General features: G+C 64.2%; 16 protein-coding genes. 11 read left to right on the top strand and 5 right to left on the bottom strand.

Annotated features, from left to right (window positions below):
- Window positions 1-23 precede the first annotated feature (23 nt).
- From JQ639_RS09115 to JQ639_RS09105, 3 genes are all read right to left on the bottom strand, one after another.
- Window positions 24-917, bottom strand: coding sequence for an SDR family NAD(P)-dependent oxidoreductase (locus JQ639_RS09115; RefSeq protein ID WP_211965795.1), 894 nt, complete (start codon window positions 915-917; stop codon window positions 24-26).
- Entirely contained in the window at window positions 904-1,791 is an 888-nt protein-coding gene (locus JQ639_RS09110; protein WP_211965794.1) for an SDR family NAD(P)-dependent oxidoreductase, read from the bottom strand. The genes JQ639_RS09115 and JQ639_RS09110 overlap by 14 nt, the downstream gene beginning before the upstream one ends.
- 111 nt (window positions 1,792-1,902) lie before the next feature.
- Window positions 1,903-2,403: a nuclear transport factor 2 family protein gene (locus JQ639_RS09105; protein ID WP_211965793.1), complete on the bottom strand. Its 501-nt coding sequence runs from the start codon at window positions 2,401-2,403 to the stop codon at window positions 1,903-1,905.
- A 112-nt stretch (window positions 2,404-2,515) separates the two neighbouring features.
- Between JQ639_RS09105 and JQ639_RS09100 the strand changes: the two genes are divergently transcribed.
- Window positions 2,516-2,824 carry a nuclear transport factor 2 family protein gene (locus JQ639_RS09100; RefSeq protein ID WP_349644616.1) on the top strand — a complete coding sequence of 103 codons (309 nt, stop codon included), beginning with the start codon at window positions 2,516-2,518 and terminating at the stop codon, window positions 2,822-2,824.
- A 54-nt stretch (window positions 2,825-2,878) separates the two neighbouring features.
- Here the strand turns inward: JQ639_RS09100 and JQ639_RS09095 are convergent, their stop codons facing one another.
- Entirely contained in the window at window positions 2,879-3,730 is an 852-nt protein-coding gene (locus JQ639_RS09095) for an SDR family NAD(P)-dependent oxidoreductase (protein ID WP_211965791.1), read from the bottom strand.
- Window positions 3,731-3,922: 192 nt separating this feature from the next.
- Here JQ639_RS09095 and JQ639_RS09090 point away from each other — a divergent pair, with 192 nt between their 5' ends.
- The 10 genes from JQ639_RS09090 (at window position 3,923) to JQ639_RS09045 (ending at window position 12,698) form a co-directional block, all read left to right on the top strand.
- Complete coding sequence (locus JQ639_RS09090) at window positions 3,923-5,068, top strand: acyl-CoA dehydrogenase family protein (protein ID WP_211965790.1); 1,146 nt, start codon at window positions 3,923-3,925, stop codon at window positions 5,066-5,068.
- The gene (locus tag JQ639_RS09085; protein ID WP_211965789.1) at window positions 5,065-6,255 is read left to right on the top strand and encodes an acyl-CoA dehydrogenase family protein; all 1,191 of its coding nucleotides are present in this window, start codon (window positions 5,065-5,067) and stop codon (window positions 6,253-6,255) included. The genes JQ639_RS09090 and JQ639_RS09085 overlap by 4 nt, the downstream gene beginning before the upstream one ends.
- Window positions 6,256-6,281: 26 nt before the next feature.
- The gene (locus JQ639_RS09080) at window positions 6,282-6,818 is read left to right on the top strand and encodes a nuclear transport factor 2 family protein (RefSeq protein ID WP_211965788.1); all 537 of its coding nucleotides are present in this window, start codon (window positions 6,282-6,284) and stop codon (window positions 6,816-6,818) included.
- 92 nt (window positions 6,819-6,910) lie between these two features.
- Window positions 6,911-7,636 carry an SDR family NAD(P)-dependent oxidoreductase gene (locus tag JQ639_RS09075; protein ID WP_349644617.1) on the top strand — a complete coding sequence of 242 codons (726 nt, stop codon included), beginning with the start codon at window positions 6,911-6,913 and terminating at the stop codon, window positions 7,634-7,636.
- Window positions 7,637-7,762: 126 nt separating this feature from the next.
- On the top strand, window positions 7,763-8,836 hold the full coding sequence (locus JQ639_RS09070) for an NAD(P)H-dependent flavin oxidoreductase (protein ID WP_211965786.1): 1,074 nt from the start codon (window positions 7,763-7,765) through the stop codon (window positions 8,834-8,836).
- 11 nt (window positions 8,837-8,847) lie between these two features.
- Entirely contained in the window at window positions 8,848-9,621 is a 774-nt protein-coding gene (locus JQ639_RS09065) for an enoyl-CoA hydratase family protein (RefSeq protein WP_211965785.1), read from the top strand.
- A gap of 15 nt (window positions 9,622-9,636) precedes the next feature.
- The gene (locus JQ639_RS09060; protein WP_211965784.1) at window positions 9,637-10,437 is read left to right on the top strand and encodes an SDR family oxidoreductase; all 801 of its coding nucleotides are present in this window, start codon (window positions 9,637-9,639) and stop codon (window positions 10,435-10,437) included.
- 2 nt (window positions 10,438-10,439) lie between these two features.
- Window positions 10,440-10,898 carry a MaoC family dehydratase gene (locus JQ639_RS09055; RefSeq protein ID WP_211965783.1) on the top strand — a complete coding sequence of 153 codons (459 nt, stop codon included), beginning with the start codon at window positions 10,440-10,442 and terminating at the stop codon, window positions 10,896-10,898.
- 41 nt (window positions 10,899-10,939) lie between these two features.
- Entirely contained in the window at window positions 10,940-11,602 is a 663-nt protein-coding gene (locus JQ639_RS09050; RefSeq protein ID WP_249123030.1) for a nuclear transport factor 2 family protein, read from the top strand.
- Complete coding sequence (locus JQ639_RS09045) at window positions 11,583-12,698, top strand: oxidoreductase (RefSeq protein WP_349644618.1); 1,116 nt, start codon at window positions 11,583-11,585, stop codon at window positions 12,696-12,698. Before JQ639_RS09050 ends, JQ639_RS09045 begins: the two co-directional genes overlap by 20 nt.
- A gap of 115 nt (window positions 12,699-12,813) precedes the next feature.
- Here JQ639_RS09045 and JQ639_RS09040 read toward each other — a convergent pair whose 3' ends face one another.
- Complete coding sequence (locus JQ639_RS09040) at window positions 12,814-13,899, bottom strand: helix-turn-helix transcriptional regulator (protein ID WP_211965781.1); 1,086 nt, start codon at window positions 13,897-13,899, stop codon at window positions 12,814-12,816.
- Window positions 13,900-14,071 lie beyond the last annotated feature (172 nt).

Below are 14,071 nucleotides of genomic sequence, written 5' to 3'. Positions count from 1 at the left end.
GGTTCAATGAATGATGTCTGCTCTCAGCCGCCTGGCGGCCCGCGGCTGTCGCCGGCGAGCGCCTGGTAGACGGGTGCGCCGAACAGCGCACGACGCGACAGGGGGCGGTGGCCGTCGACGTCGAGCACGTCATAGCGTTCGGCGAGTTCGGCCGAATAGAAGGTGCCGCCAGACAGCGTCATCAGATCCGGCGACCGGTAAATCGCAGCCAGGATGCGGCCGATGAAATACGGCGTTTCCACATGATCGCGAGAGCCGCCGCTTTGGCCGACAGTGCCGTCCTGCAGCTTGGACAGCGTGCGCTCGGTGCCGACGAGGCCAGGCCAGATCGAGATCGCCGCGACGCCAAAGGGGCGCATCTCGTGCGCCATGTCGTGTGCGAATTTGTCCTGCCCGGCCTTGCCGATGCCGTAGGGCAGGCTGTGGCGATAGATCTTGCCGCCGGGACCGGAAGTGTTGGCGATCAGGCCGCTGCGCCGCCGGGTCATGATCGGCGCGGCGAAATAGCTTGCAACGTAGCTTGAGCGCAGTCCGACGTCGATCATGTCGCGCCACAGCGACAACGGACGCTCCCAGAACAGGCCGTCCGGCACGGCTGAGTCCGGCATGGCGAAGGCGTTGTTGACCAGCAGATCCAGACGACCCTGCTCGGTCTCGACGCGGCGGAACAGTGCTTCCGTCTGGCTGTCGTCGAGGTGATCGCAGATGGCCGGAATGCCCTTGCCGCCAGCTGCATCGATGGCTGCGGCGGTCTGCCGAACCGTTCCGCCCCAAGGACTGGTAGCGGCCTTGTCACTGCGGCCCGTGCAATAGACGACAAAGCCGGCTTCACCGAGCGCAATCGCGATGCCGCGGCCGAGGCCGCGGCTGGCGCCGGTAACGACGGCGACGGGTCTTCCATCCTCAGACCTCGCCATCGGGCTTCCTGACGTAGGCGAGTCCCAGGGGCTGCTGGTGGTTGTCGAGATGGCCCGCGAAGGCCTCGGTCACCGTTTCGAAGGTCCATTCGCCGGTCAGGACGGGATCGGCGATCATGGGATGGGTCACAAAGGACAGCTGGCCGTTGGCGATGCGAACGATCTGGCCGTTGATGTTTGCCGCGGCGTCCGACAGCAGGAAGCTGACGACGGGAGCATTGACCTCCGGCGGCGGCAGCGAGGCGTAGTGGACCTCGCGATTGGCCGCCTGGACGGACATGAGGGCTGCATTCTGCGCGGCCATCGCCGTTTCGGCGAGCGGCGAAATGGCATTGACGCGAATGCCGCTGTTACGGAGTTCCATCGCCCAGCTGTAGGTGAGCGAGGCGATCGCTCCCTTGGAAGCACCATAGCCCCCGAGCGCGATGTCGCCGGCATGAGATCCCGACGCGACGTTGATGATGGAGCCGCCCTTGCCGAGCTCACGCATGCGCTTCACGGCATGGCTGCCGCACGCCGCGGTGCCGAGCACGTTGACCCGCAGCATCAACTCGAGGTCAGCTTCCGAAAGACCCTCGATTTGAGCCGGGCGAAACACGCCGGCATTGTTGACGACACCGCTGATCGTGCCGAAGGCGTCGATGCATGTGTCCACGAGTGAGCGGGCAAAGTTCCACGATGAAATATCCCCGGCGCTGGCGACTGCACTGTCGCCGGCTCCGCGGATTGCCGCCACCGTGCGATCGGCGGCTGCGGGATCGATATCATTGACCAGGATCGAGGCCCCGAGCGCGGCCGCGTGCCGGGCATAGGCAGCGCCCAGACCCGAGCCGGCTCCGGTAATGACGACGGCTTTGCCGAAAAGTGGTTTCATGATCGCATTCCAAACAATGTTTGTGCCTTCGCCGGTGAGTGCCGGCATCATGCATTCGGACGATGCCGGGCGTTCCGGCGGCGGTTCAGTTGGCGGATTGCCTGAAGAATCTCAGCGTTGCGGGGCGACGCCGCTGGACAGCAGGGCCCGTGCCTCGCCGGTTCCGTTGAGGAGACGGTTCTTGCGGCCGCTGACGCGCCACCCGTTCTCGGTCCGGACCATGTCCCAGCGGTTGGCGCTGGCGCGCTCGACGCGCCAATGGTCGCCCTGGTTGAGATAGACGCGCGAATAGCCGGTGGCGACGGCCTGGTCGCCGTCGACGGTGACATGGGGCATGCTGATGACATGGGCGCAGCCGTCGGCGACATAGCCGACATGCGGCTCACGATCGACAAGGGCGCCGATGTTGTCCGCACCCTTGAGGGGTGGATCGCCAAAGTCGTAGTGGCCATCCTTCGTCCAGAGAGAGGCCGTGGCCGCTTCGTTGCGGCTGTCGACCGAGGGGCCGTAGGCGGCGAGCACCTGGTAGATCGCGAGCTGGTCTTCCAGCACGCCAATGCGTTCTTCGAGCAGCGCAAGTCGAGCTTCTACATCGGCCACAGAGGACTCCATCGCTATGATCCCCGGCGCGCCGAAGCGCGCGGCCGCGCATTGCTGCAGGTAAATTGGCCCTCGCCATCGTTCAATTGGAGGATGAGGCGGCGGCCAATGTCGCGGAGCGACGGTGCATGGGAGACGGCCGAAAAGGAGGACGCTGGCGGGGCACGACCAGATGCGCGCGTATCTCGACGCCAAGCCAACGGGCGATCACACCGTGCACATGGCGCAGAATATCGTCATCGAGGTCGTTGACGAAACCCATGCCACGGGCACGGCGAGCTTTGCCTACTATGGCACGCGCCGCGACGATCCCACGGCAACCCTGCCGCGCGTGATCGGGCGCTACTTTGATCGCTATGTCTGCACGGCCAGTGGCTGGCGCTTCGCCCATCGCCGCACTGACATGATCTTCCGGGCGCCCGATCGTCCATAATCGCTGGTGCCGGGTGGTGGCGTCTCCCGGGCGTCGCGTCGAGAGCGCCGCATCTCAGCCGACGGTCTGTGCGCCGTCCACCACCAGGACGCTGCCCGAGACGTAGCAGGCGTCGTCCGAGGCGAGATAGGCGAAGGCGCCGGCAAGGTCTTCCGGCTCGCCCGTCTCGGTCTTGCCCAGCAGCTTGGAGGGGCGCACCGCAATCTGGGGATTCTGGTTTTCGACGGGCGCAAGGCCGATGCCGAGGTCCGTGCGCACCCGGCCGGGGCAGACGGCGTTGAAGCGAATGCCGGCCGGAGCGTATTCTGTGGCCAGCGATTTGGTCAGGGCGATGACGCCGGCCTTGGATGCGGCGTAGGCCGCGGCATAGGCGATGCCTTCCAGGCCCGCCGTCGAGGCGGTGCTGACGACGTTCCCCCTGGAAGCGGTCAGTGCAGGTAACGCCTGGTGGATGATGTGGTAGATGCTGGTCAGATTGACCGCGAGAACGAGCGACCAGTCCTCGCCGGTCGTCTCGGCGAAGTGGTTGCGGCGATAGATGCCGGCATTGTTGATCAGGCAATCGAGACGGTTGTGAAAGGCCAGGGCGTTGTCGATCATCCGGCGCGATGAGGTCACGTCGGCGGCGTCGTACGCGATCGCATCAGCCCTGCCGCCGAAGTCCCGTGCGATGGTGGCGGCAACCTGTTGCGCGCCAGCGAGATTGCGGTCGGCGAGAATGAGTGTGCCGCCTTCTGCTGCAATCCTCAGCGCTGTCGCGCGGCCGATGCCTGCCGCCGATCCCGTCAGCAGGACGACCTTGTTGTCGAAGCGTCTCAGGGCCATTGTGGAGACCTCCTCATGGGTCGTTGTGTTGTCCGCAGACGGCAAGCTATGCCCGCCCATCCAATCGCGCGATATCGACATCAGCGACAGCGATTGACGTCATCGGCGCGCGTGGGGACATCCCTCGTTCGGACGATGTTTGCGGCGCAAGGCGATGGCATTCCACTCCCGATGCGCTCGCTCTTTCAATCGAAGACGAGTCATTGAATAGTGACGCGATGACGGCCGGCTGGCTCAGCGCTGGTGAAGAAAAGAAATCGACAACGACAGCCCATGATTCTCGACCTCACGCCCGACCAGCAGATGATCCGAGAGGAGGCCCGGCGTTTCCTCCAGGCGCGCGCCGCGTCGGAGGCTCTACGTCAGGTTGTCGATTCTGGCGGCGGGACCGACGAGGAGTTGTGGGGGACGATCAGCCGCGAGCTCGGCTGGTGCGGCATGGCGATCCCCGAGCAATATGGCGGGCTGGGCCTCGGCGCCACGGAACTGACGCTGCTTTTGGAGCTTGCCGGCAGTCACCTCGTCTGCACGCCGCTGTGGGCGACGGTGGCTCTCGCCGCGCCGCTCCTGCTGGCGGCGGGTTGTGAGGCGGCCAGGATGCGGCTTCTTCCGGCCATCGCGAGCGGCGAGCTGGCTGCCACCGTCGCGTATCCGGCGCTCGGATCCGTGAACCCGTTGCATTCCGTCTCGATCGCTGCGGAGGCTGTCGCTGATGGTTATGTGTTGCGTGGCCAGGTCGACAAGGTGGTCGATCTCGCGGCGGCCGATCTTGTTCTCGTTCCCGCTCAACTTGCGGACGGGACGGTGGCGCTGTTCGCGCTGTCGCGGAGCGATGGCTTCGAAGTCGCTCCCTGTGTGACGCTCGATGTGACACGGCCGATAGCTGGCCTGAAGCTCGACGGTGTCAGCGTGCCCGCGACGTCCCGCATCGATGCGGGCGGCATTGCCGCGGACGCAGCTCGCAGGGCGCTGGCCGAAGCCAATCTCGGCCTTGCGGCCGAGCAAGTCGGTGCGGCTCAGGGGGCACTCGACATCACGCTCGCCTACATCGCCGAGCGCGTTCAGTTCGGTCGCACCATTGCGTCCTTCCAGGCGGTGAAACATCGCTGCGCGCGGTTGGTGGTGGATATTGCCGAGGCGCGGTCCCTGGTCTATGGCGCGGCAGCCCGGCTGGACGGCGCGTGGGATGCCGGCGAGGGCGCGCTTGAAATATTCGGCGCACGCGTGATCGCGACCGACGTGCAGTATCTCACCGCCGAAGAGGCGATCCAGCTGCATGGCGGGGTCGGCTTCACCTGGGAGTACGATCCGCACCTCTATCTCAAGCGTGCCCAGGCGAGTGCATCGCTGCTGGGCGCGCGTGACGCGCACCTCGAGGTGATCGCGGGCGTGGTTCTTGGTGCAGGAGTTGGGGCATGACCGCGCCCGGCAGCGATCTTGCCGCCTTTCGCCGTGAGGTGGCGGAGTGGATGGCCGCTCACCTCAGTGGCGAGTATGCGCAACTGAAATTTCGCGGTGGCTCGGGAGAGGGCGATGCTCTGCCCGAGCTTCGCAAGGCGTGGGAGCGTGAGCTCGCCGCAGGTCGCTGGACCTGCCCGGGATGGCCTGCCGCCTACGGTGGACGCGCCTTGTCTGTCGCCGAACAGGTGGTGTTCCAGGAAGAGTATGGCCGCGCCGGTGGACCGGGCCGCATGGGCCATATCGGTGAAGGTCTCATCGGACCGACCCTGATCGCCTTTGGCACTGAGGACCAGAAGAAGCGTTTCCTGCCCGGTATCCGCAACGGCACGGAATTCTGGTGCCAGGGCTATTCCGAGCCTGGCGCTGGCTCCGATCTCGGTGGCATCCGCACCCGTGCACGACTAGATCCGGACACCGGAGAATGGGTCGTCTCCGGTCAGAAGGTGTGGACCTCGCTTGCGCATCTCTCCGACTGGATTTTTGTCATCGCGCGTTGCGAGGAAGGTTCGGTCGGGCGCAACGGGCTGATCTTCCTGTTGATGCGGCTCGACCAGCCGGGCGTCGACATTCATCCGATCCGCCAGATCGGCGGCGGCAGTGAATTCAACTCCGTGTTCTTCGACGGCGCCCGTGCAGCGGCCGGCGACGTCGTCGGCCGGCCGGGCGACGGCTGGGCGATCGCCATGGCGCTGCTGGGCTTCGAACGTGGCATCTCCACGCTCGGCCAGCAGATGAGCTTCGCGCAGGAGCTCGAACTCATCGTCGAGATCGCCCGGGAAACCGGCGGCGTTCATTCGCCGGCGTTGCGCCAGCGCATTGCCCGCGCATGGGTCGGCTTGCGCGCGATGCGCTACCTCGCGATGCGTGTGCTGAGCGAGGATCAGACGGCGGACACGCGCCGCGAGGCGCTGGGCTACAAATATCACTGGTCGAACTGGCACCGCGACCTCGGACGGCTGGCCATGGACGTTCTCGCGCTCGACGGCAATGTCGTGAGCGACGATCCGCGCCGCGAGAGGCTTCAGCAGCTGTTCCTGTTCAGCCGTGCCGACACGATCTACGGCGGCACCAATGAGATCCAGCTCAACATCATTGCCGAACAGGGGCTCGGCATGCCGAAGGAGCCACGCGGCAAGCTTGGCTGATACGTCACCGGAGGGAGGAGAGCAGCATGGGCATTCGCGAGCCCGATATACGGGAGCTTGCGTCACGCGAGGCCTTGCGTCGGCTGGTCAGTCTCTATTCTCGTGCAGTCGACCGTCGCGACTTCGTCCTGCTGCGCAGTCTCTACCATGATGATGCGTTCGAGGATCACGGCGATATGTTCTCCGGCGCCCCGGATGCCTACGTCGCCTTCGTCGAGAAGGCGCTGTCAAATTATGAGGCGACCGCCCATTACGCCGTCACCATGAATTTCGAAACCGACGGCGATCGTGCCGAGGGCGAGGTCTACAAGATCAACTACCATCGGACGGCCGGCACCGGCGCTTATGAAGTGATCACCGGCAGCCGCAGCCTCGATCGTTATCGCCGCGACAATGGCGAGTGGCGCTTTCTCGGCCGCGCGATCACGCTCGACTGGTCGACCAAACGTCCGGTGGACCCCGAGGCCTATCGCGACTTCGCCGCCGGCAGCCAGCCCTGGCGGCCGGGGCCGGATGACCTGTCCTATCGCGTTCTGACATTGCTTGGCCGTTTCAATCGGTGATGTGTTTTCAAAAAAAAGGTAAGCGGTCCTGTTCCGCCTGGAGGAGACAAATGACAACATCCAATCGACAATTTGCCGGGAAAATTGCCGTCGTGACCGGTGCCGCAAACGGCATTGGGCGTGCGGCCGCACTCGCCTATGCGCGGGAGGGAGCGGATGTCGCCGTGCTCGACCGCGAGGCGGATGCGCTGGCTGAAACCGTGGAACTCGTCCGTGCGTCTGGCGTGCGTGCGTTTCCGCGCGTCGGCGACATGACCAAGCAGGACGAGGTGGTCGAGACGTTCGCCGCCATCAAGCGCGACTTCGGGCCGGTCGACATCCTGCTCAACAACATCGGGCAAACCGCGCGCGAAAATTACTCCGAGTTCTGGCAGGCCAAGCCCGAGACACTGCAGTTCGTCATCAACGTGTCGCTGATGACGACGTTGATGTGCACCCGCCAGGTGGTCGAGGATATGCGCGAGCGACGCGCCGGCAAGATCGTCAGCATCTCCTCCGACTCGGCCATGAACGGCGACATCGGGACCGTTGACTACGCTTCGGCCAAGTCCGGCGTCCTCGGTTTCACCCGCGCGCTCGCACGCGAGCTCGGACCGTTCAAGGTCAACGTCAATGCGATCTGTCCGGGGCCGACCAACACCCGGGCGATGCAGCGCATCCCCAGGGACGCTTACGAGCGGGCCAAGAACGCCATTCCGCTCGGCGAACTGTGCGAGCCGGAAGATATCGCCAATGCCGCCGTGTTCCTGTCGAGTGTCAATGCGCGGTTCATCACCGGACAGACGCTGATGGTCAATGGCGGCCGCGTCTTCTACTGAAGAAGCGGCACAAGAAAGATGTTAGTTCATTCAGACGATGTTCCGGCCTGCGCGGAAGATCATGTGAATTGAGACAGGCGCGATATCGGTGGTGCGCCCCAGGAAGATACGACGGAAGGTTCGACGATGCCCGGTTCCCTGCAAACGATCCTGTGCGATCGCCTCGGCAGTCGCTATCCCATCGTCCAGACGGCGATGGGCTGGGTGGCCGATGCGAACCTGACGGCGGCGACCTGCAACGCTGGTGGCTTCGGCTTCTTTGCCGGCGCCACCACCGAGTCGGGCGACGTGGAAAACCAGCTGCAGGCGATCAAGTCGAAGACCGATCGCCCCTTTGGCGTCAACTTCCACATGTTCCAGCCGAACGCCGAGGAAGTCATCGCCGCGGTGATCAGGCACAAGGTCAGGGCGGTCAGCTACGGCCGCGGGCCGGACGCCAAGACCATCAGACGGCTCAAGGATGCCGGTGTTGTCTGCATGCCGACCGTCGGCGCGCTCAAGCATGCCGTCAAGGCGGTTGAGCTCGGGGCCGATATCATCACCGTGCAAGGAGGGGAGGGCGGTGGACATACCGGCGCCGTGCCCACGACGATTCTGTTGCCTCAGGTGCTCGACGCAGTGAAGGTGCCGGTGGTTGCCGCTGGCGGCTTCTTTGATGGACGCGGGCTGGCCGCTGCGCTGTCGTATGGCGCGGCCGGGATCGCCATGGGCACGCGCTTTCTGATGACCAGGGATTCGCCGGTGCCGCTTTCGGCGCTGGAGCGCTATCTCAAGACGAACGATCCCACCGACATCCGTGTCACGACGGCCGTCGACGGCCTGCCGCAGCGTTTCATCGAGAACGCCGAGATCAGGAGGCTCGAAAACATGGGCCTGCCGGCTCGACTCGCCATGAGCATGAAATATGCCCGTCAGTGGGGCAGGGAGTCCGGCCTGGGACCGATCGCCATGGTCAAGCTCGGGCTGAAAGTCATGTCCAGCGGTGACAACAGTTTTGCCCAGACGGTCATGGCCCCGAACCTGCCGACGCTGGTCCAGCGTGGTGTGGTTGCGGGAGATGCGGATGCCGGTCTGCTGCCGAGCGGGCAGGCCGCGGCGATGATCAGCAAGCTGGAAAGCTGCGAGGATTTGATTTCACGTATCGTGCAGGAGGCCACAGTGCGGCTCAGGTCGGCCTCGGCCCTCGTTGCAGCGGCCTAAGGGAGTGTGAGATGAGCGATCAGTTCTGGACCAGGATCGAGGCCGGCGTCGCCGAGCTGGTGATCGAGAACCCTCCGGTCAATGCCCTCGACAGCATCGGCTGGCGCAAGCTGTCCCAGGCGATCGACGCGCTCAACGCTGATCCGGAGGTTCGCGTCATCGTCATTCGCGCCGAAGGCCGTGGATTCTGCGCGGGGGTCGACATCAAGGAGTTGCAACAGCACCCGGGACGCATCCCGGAGGTCAATGCCGGCAACTGGGAGACGTTCCGCGCGGTGCACCGCGGCCTGAAGCCGGTGATCGTCGCGGCTCACGGCTACATCCTGGGTGGCGGCATCGGCATTTGCGGGTCAGCCGACATCATCATCTGCTCGCCCGATGCGACATTCGGCGTTCCCGAGGTCGATCGCGGTGCGCTCGGCGCCGGCGCGCATCTGCAGCGGCTGTTTCCGGTGCAGAAGGTCCGCCAGATGTATTTCACCGGTGAGCCGATCGATGCCGCGGAAGCCTATCGGCTGGGGGCGGTCGAAAAGATCGTTCCGCGCGAGGAGTTGCGCGCGGCCGCGCTCGAACTCGCCGCGAAGATCGCCGCCAAGAGCGCGATCATGATCAGGCTTGCGAAGGAGGCGCTGAACGGCGTCGAGGACGGCGACCTCGAGAAGAAATATCGCTGGGAGCAGGGTTTTACGGCGCAGGCCTACCTGACCTCCGAATCGCAGGAAGCCCGTGATGCTTTCGTGTCCAAGCGCGATGCGGACTTCGCCGCAAAGAAGACAGAGCAGTAATCAGGACCACCAGTCATGAACGCCACGAAAACCATTCCCATTCCTCCCTATGTCGACGGTCATGGGCTGCTCAAGGGGCGCTCGGTGCTGATCACCGCCGCAGCCGGCGTCGGCATCGGATTTGCCGCCGCACGCAAGGCCGTCGAGGAGGGGTGTCGGGCGATCATGATCTCCGACATCCACGAGCGTCGGCTGGCAGAAGCCGCGGAAAAGTTGCGTGAGTATTCCGCAACGGTCGAAATCTACAGCCAGATTTGCAACGTCACCAGCGAGGAGCAGGTCCAGTCGCTGATCGAAGCGGCGGAGGACAAGCTCGGCGGCATCGACGTGCTGATCAACAATGCCGGTCTCGGTGGCCTCAAGCCGATCGTCGAGATGACCGACCAGGAGTGGAACCTGGTGCTCGATGTCACGCTGACCGGCACCATGCGAATGACGCGCGCAGCCCTGAAGAAGATGATGCCGCGCGGCCGTGGCGCGATTGTGAACAATGCGTCCGTGCTCGGCTGGCGTGCCCAGAAGGGGCAGGCTCACTATGCTGCCGCCAAGGCCGGTGTCATGGCACTGACGCGCTGCTCCGCAGTCGAGGCTGCCGAATATGGCATCCGCATCAATGCGGTCTCGCCCTCCATCGCCATGCACGATTTTCTCAAGCGTGCGTCGCCGCAGGAGCAGCTCGACGCACTGGCGAGCCAGGAGGCCTTCGGTCGCGCGGCGGAAGTGTGGGAGATCGCCAACGTCCTGATGTTCCTCGCCAGCGATTATGCCGGCTACATGGTCGGGGAAATCGTTTCAGTCTCGAGCCAGAGAGCCTGACGATGGGCCTCGTCTTCTCCTCGCCGCAGGAAGCCGTCGCCGCCATCGGGCAGAAGCTCGGAGCAAGCGACTGGCTGACCATCGACCAGGAACGCATCGATACCTTCGCCAAGGCGACAGGCGACTTCCAGTGGATCCATGTCGATCCCGAGCGCGCCAGGAGTGGCCCCTTTGGCGCCACCGTGGCGCATGGCTACCTGACCTTCTCGCTGATCAACATGTTCCTGCCCGATCTGTTCAGGGCCGAAGGCATGAAGATGGGGATCAACTACGGGACCGATCGGCTGCGCTTTCCGGCGCCGGTGCCGGTCGGCTCGCGGGTTCGCGCGGTGGGCGAACTCATCAACGCCGAGCCGATGGATGGCAACGCCGTCCAGACAACGGTGCGGGTGACGATCGAGATCGAAGGCAACGCCAAGCCCGGCTGTGTGGCCGATATTCTCGGGCGCTACTACTTCTGAGACGGCATCGCGCGCGGCGACTTCGCGGATGGGAGGATGACTTGGAGAGTGGTTTGGAAAGCAGCTTGAAGCAATCAGGCGACATGCAGGCTGATATTCTCGCGCGGCTGGACCGGATCGAGTCTCGCGATGAAATCCGTCAGCTGATTTCCAAATATTCGCTGGCGCTCGACATGCGGGACATGGACGCCATGGCGAACCTTTTTCCGGAAGACGTCAAGGTCGGCGATGGCAGGTCCGGCCGGCGGGAATTGCGCAATTGGCTCGACGACACGATGCGCAACCAGTTCGATGGCACGTCCCACCATGTCGGCTCGACCATCATCGAATTTGTCGATGCGAACAACGCGATCGGTATCGTCTACTCCAAGAACGAGCATGAGTGCGGCGCCGAGTGGGTCATCATGCAGATGATGTACTACGACCGCTATGAGCGGATCGATGGCCGGTGGTATTTCCGGCGGCGACAGCCGCTCTATTGGTATGCGACTGATCTGAACAAGCCGCCTGTGGGCGCGCGCAAGATGCGCTGGCCGGGCCGAGAGCCCTATCAAGGTTCCTTCCACGAACTGTTTCCGTCGTGGAAGGAGTTCTGGGCGCGATCGGGCCCGTCGGAGGAGGCGCTGCCGGCGCCCGCTCCGCTCGAAGGATTCATTGAAGCCATGCGCAAAGGAAATAATGTCCGTGGAAACCGCGTGCGCTGATCGCCGGGTGAACGAGCGGTTGTTCGAGCCGGTCAGGGTTGGCCCGCTCGCGCTGCAGAACCGCATCGCGATGGCGCCGATGTCGCGCTACTTTTGTCCGGACGGCATCCCGCACGACGATGTGGCGGCTTACTACGCGCGGCGGGCGGCCGGTGGCGTCGGGCTGATCATCAGCGAAGGCACCTATATCGGTCATCCGACGGCCGCCAGCTATGAGGGCGTGCCGTTCTTCGCCGGTCCCGCATTGGATGGCTGGACCAGGGTTTTGGCGGCGGTGCACGCGGCCGATGGCAAGATCTTTCCGCAGCTGTGGCACAGCGGCAGCTTTCGCCAGTCGTCGATGCCGCCGCAGCGCGGTATTCCGGGTGCTGGGCCGTCGGAAAATCTCAACGCCTTTACCGGCTATCCGGAGCCGACCAGGGCGATGACCGAGGCGGATATCGAGCAGGTGGTTAGCGCCTATGCGGATGCCGCTGACGCAGCCAGGAGACTGGGCTTCGACGGTGTCGAGATCCACGGTGCTCATGGCTATCTCATCGACGAATTCTTCTGGGCTGCAACCAACCGGCGTCATGATCGCTATGGCGGCGATCGCCGCCAGCGAACGCGGCTTGCCGTCGAGGTGGTCGAAGCCATGCGTGCGCGGGTCGGCAGCGACTTCCCCATTTCCTTCCGTTACTCGCAGTGGAAGCAGCAGGACTACAAGGCGCGGCTGGCTGACACGCCGACCGAACTTGCCGAGGTGCTGGAGCCGCTGGTCGATGCGGGGGTATCCATCCTGCATTGTTCGACGCGGCGTTTCTGGGAGCCCGGTTTCCCCGACGAGGGTGATTTGACGTTGGCCGGCTGGACCAGGAAGCTGACGGGATTGCCGGTGATCGCCGTCGGCGGCGCGGGCCTCGATCGGGCAGGCCTCAACGAGGCACAGGCGACCTCGCTCGAGGTGCTGGAAAAGCCGCTGATGCGCGGCGATTTCGACATCCTTGCCGTCGGCCGGGCGTTGCTTGCTGATCCGAATTGGCCGTGCCGGGTCAGGGACGGGCGTGTCCATGACGGCGTCGGCTACACCAAGGCGCACCTCGAGACACTGTTCTGAACTTGTGATTCAGTCGGCCGGACTGCACTGGCCGATCTCAGCCGGTGCAGCGGCGTACTGATATCAGGAACGCCACTGCCGAGCTGCTTTCACGTGCCCCTTCCACGTGATTCTTTCATTTGGCCGGTTGCGCGACCTGGCGCGCGGGCTCACCAAGAACCACGGCACTGTTGAGCACGAGGCGGACGAGTTCGGTCTGGCGTGTGATGCCGCTTTTCGAAAAGATCGAGCGCAAGTGAGCGCGAGCCGTGTTGCGGCTGATGGCGAGCGAGTTTGCCGCATCTTCAAGGGACAAGCCTGCCGTCAGGCGCCGGGCGACGCCCGCCTCGGCCGGGGTCAGATCGAACAGCTGGCGGACGAGTTCGCTCTCGACCTCGGGATTGGCTTCCGAGTCACGAATGTAGACGGCCACCGCGGAGTCGTTCAGGCCGTTGTCCTTGGCCACGATCGGTCGAACGATGATGCCGAGATTGCGTGATCCCGAGCGCTTCGTCAGCGAGATCGCGCGTGTCATCGTGGCTTCCTGGCTCGCGGCACCCTGCAGTGCTGCCTTGATCGCAGCCTGGAACAGTTTGTCTTCGTTGTTGCAGACGGCCCGCAGGCGATTGGTCAGGATTTGCAGCCCATCGCGGGCCGACAGCAACTGGTTGGCCGTTGGCGAAGTGCGGAGAACCTTGCCGGAGCGATCCAGAATGACGACGCCGACATAGAGGCGGTCCATCACGTCCGAGAAGACCATGCGTTCGACCTCGCTGGTGCCCATGCGGCAGGCAATTTCCAGCCCTCGAGCGAGCTGTGCGACGAGGATCTCGCAGACGGAGCTCTCTTCCTGGTCGAATTTCGTCTCGCTGCGTTCCCTGAACATCCAGAGTGTATAGCGCGTGCTTTCATTGGCGCCCCGATAGGTCGCCGACTTGCCGTGGCACTGGTTTGAGAAATGGGACAACTGGCGCGCTCCGTCGGCCTTGGCCGAGTCGGCCTGACCTCCCGCCGCGAAGTCGGTCGGGTCGCGTGTGGCGATGACATACGTCATCTCGCTCGCGTGGGTTCCCTTTTCGATGGCGAGCACGGCGGCACAGGCGCCGAATTGCTCGCGGATCATTTCGAGGGTGTGCTGCAGAGGGGTGCCGTTGAGGACGTTATCGGTGACCTTGCTCAGGAATTGCCCGAACGCGACGATGGATCCCGGATGAAAGTTCAATGTCGAATCCCCCTTTGGCGTTTTTCTTGTGCCGCGAGATTTGTTTGGCCGGCGCCCGATATCTGCGCTTCTCCCGACAGGCCCGGAGGCCTTTTGACAATATGTCTGAAATTCACCGTCGCGTCAAATTAACATTGGGGCGTTGAAAATTCACCGAAACGTCAAAGTGGCG

It is taken from the genome of Bradyrhizobium sp. U87765 SZCCT0048 (assembly GCF_018131225.1).
Taxonomy (GTDB): Bacteria; Pseudomonadota; Alphaproteobacteria; order Rhizobiales; family Xanthobacteraceae; genus Bradyrhizobium_A.
This window is presented reverse-complemented; position numbering and strand designations above follow the sequence as displayed.

Coding starts and splice junctions, on each gene's coding strand:
- JQ639_RS09115 (WP_211965795.1), bottom strand. CDS start 917: ATGGCGAGGTCTGAGGATGGAAGACCCGTCGCCGTCGTTACCGGCGCC.
- JQ639_RS09110 (WP_211965794.1), bottom strand. CDS start 1,791: ATGAAACCACTTTTCGGCAAAGCCGTCGTCATTACCGGAGCCGGCTCG.
- JQ639_RS09105 (WP_211965793.1), bottom strand. CDS start 2,403: ATGGAGTCCTCTGTGGCCGATGTAGAAGCTCGACTTGCGCTGCTCGAA.
- JQ639_RS09095 (WP_211965791.1), bottom strand. CDS start 3,730: ATGTCGATATCGCGCGATTGGATGGGCGGGCATAGCTTGCCGTCTGCG.
- JQ639_RS09090 (WP_211965790.1), top strand. CDS start 3,923: ATGATTCTCGACCTCACGCCCGACCAGCAGATGATCCGAGAGGAGGCC.
- JQ639_RS09085 (WP_211965789.1), top strand. CDS start 5,065: ATGACCGCGCCCGGCAGCGATCTTGCCGCCTTTCGCCGTGAGGTGGCG.
- JQ639_RS09080 (WP_211965788.1), top strand. CDS start 6,282: ATGGGCATTCGCGAGCCCGATATACGGGAGCTTGCGTCACGCGAGGCC.
- JQ639_RS09070 (WP_211965786.1), top strand. CDS start 7,763: ATGCCCGGTTCCCTGCAAACGATCCTGTGCGATCGCCTCGGCAGTCGC.
- JQ639_RS09065 (WP_211965785.1), top strand. CDS start 8,848: ATGAGCGATCAGTTCTGGACCAGGATCGAGGCCGGCGTCGCCGAGCTG.
- JQ639_RS09060 (WP_211965784.1), top strand. CDS start 9,637: ATGAACGCCACGAAAACCATTCCCATTCCTCCCTATGTCGACGGTCAT.
- JQ639_RS09055 (WP_211965783.1), top strand. CDS start 10,440: ATGGGCCTCGTCTTCTCCTCGCCGCAGGAAGCCGTCGCCGCCATCGGG.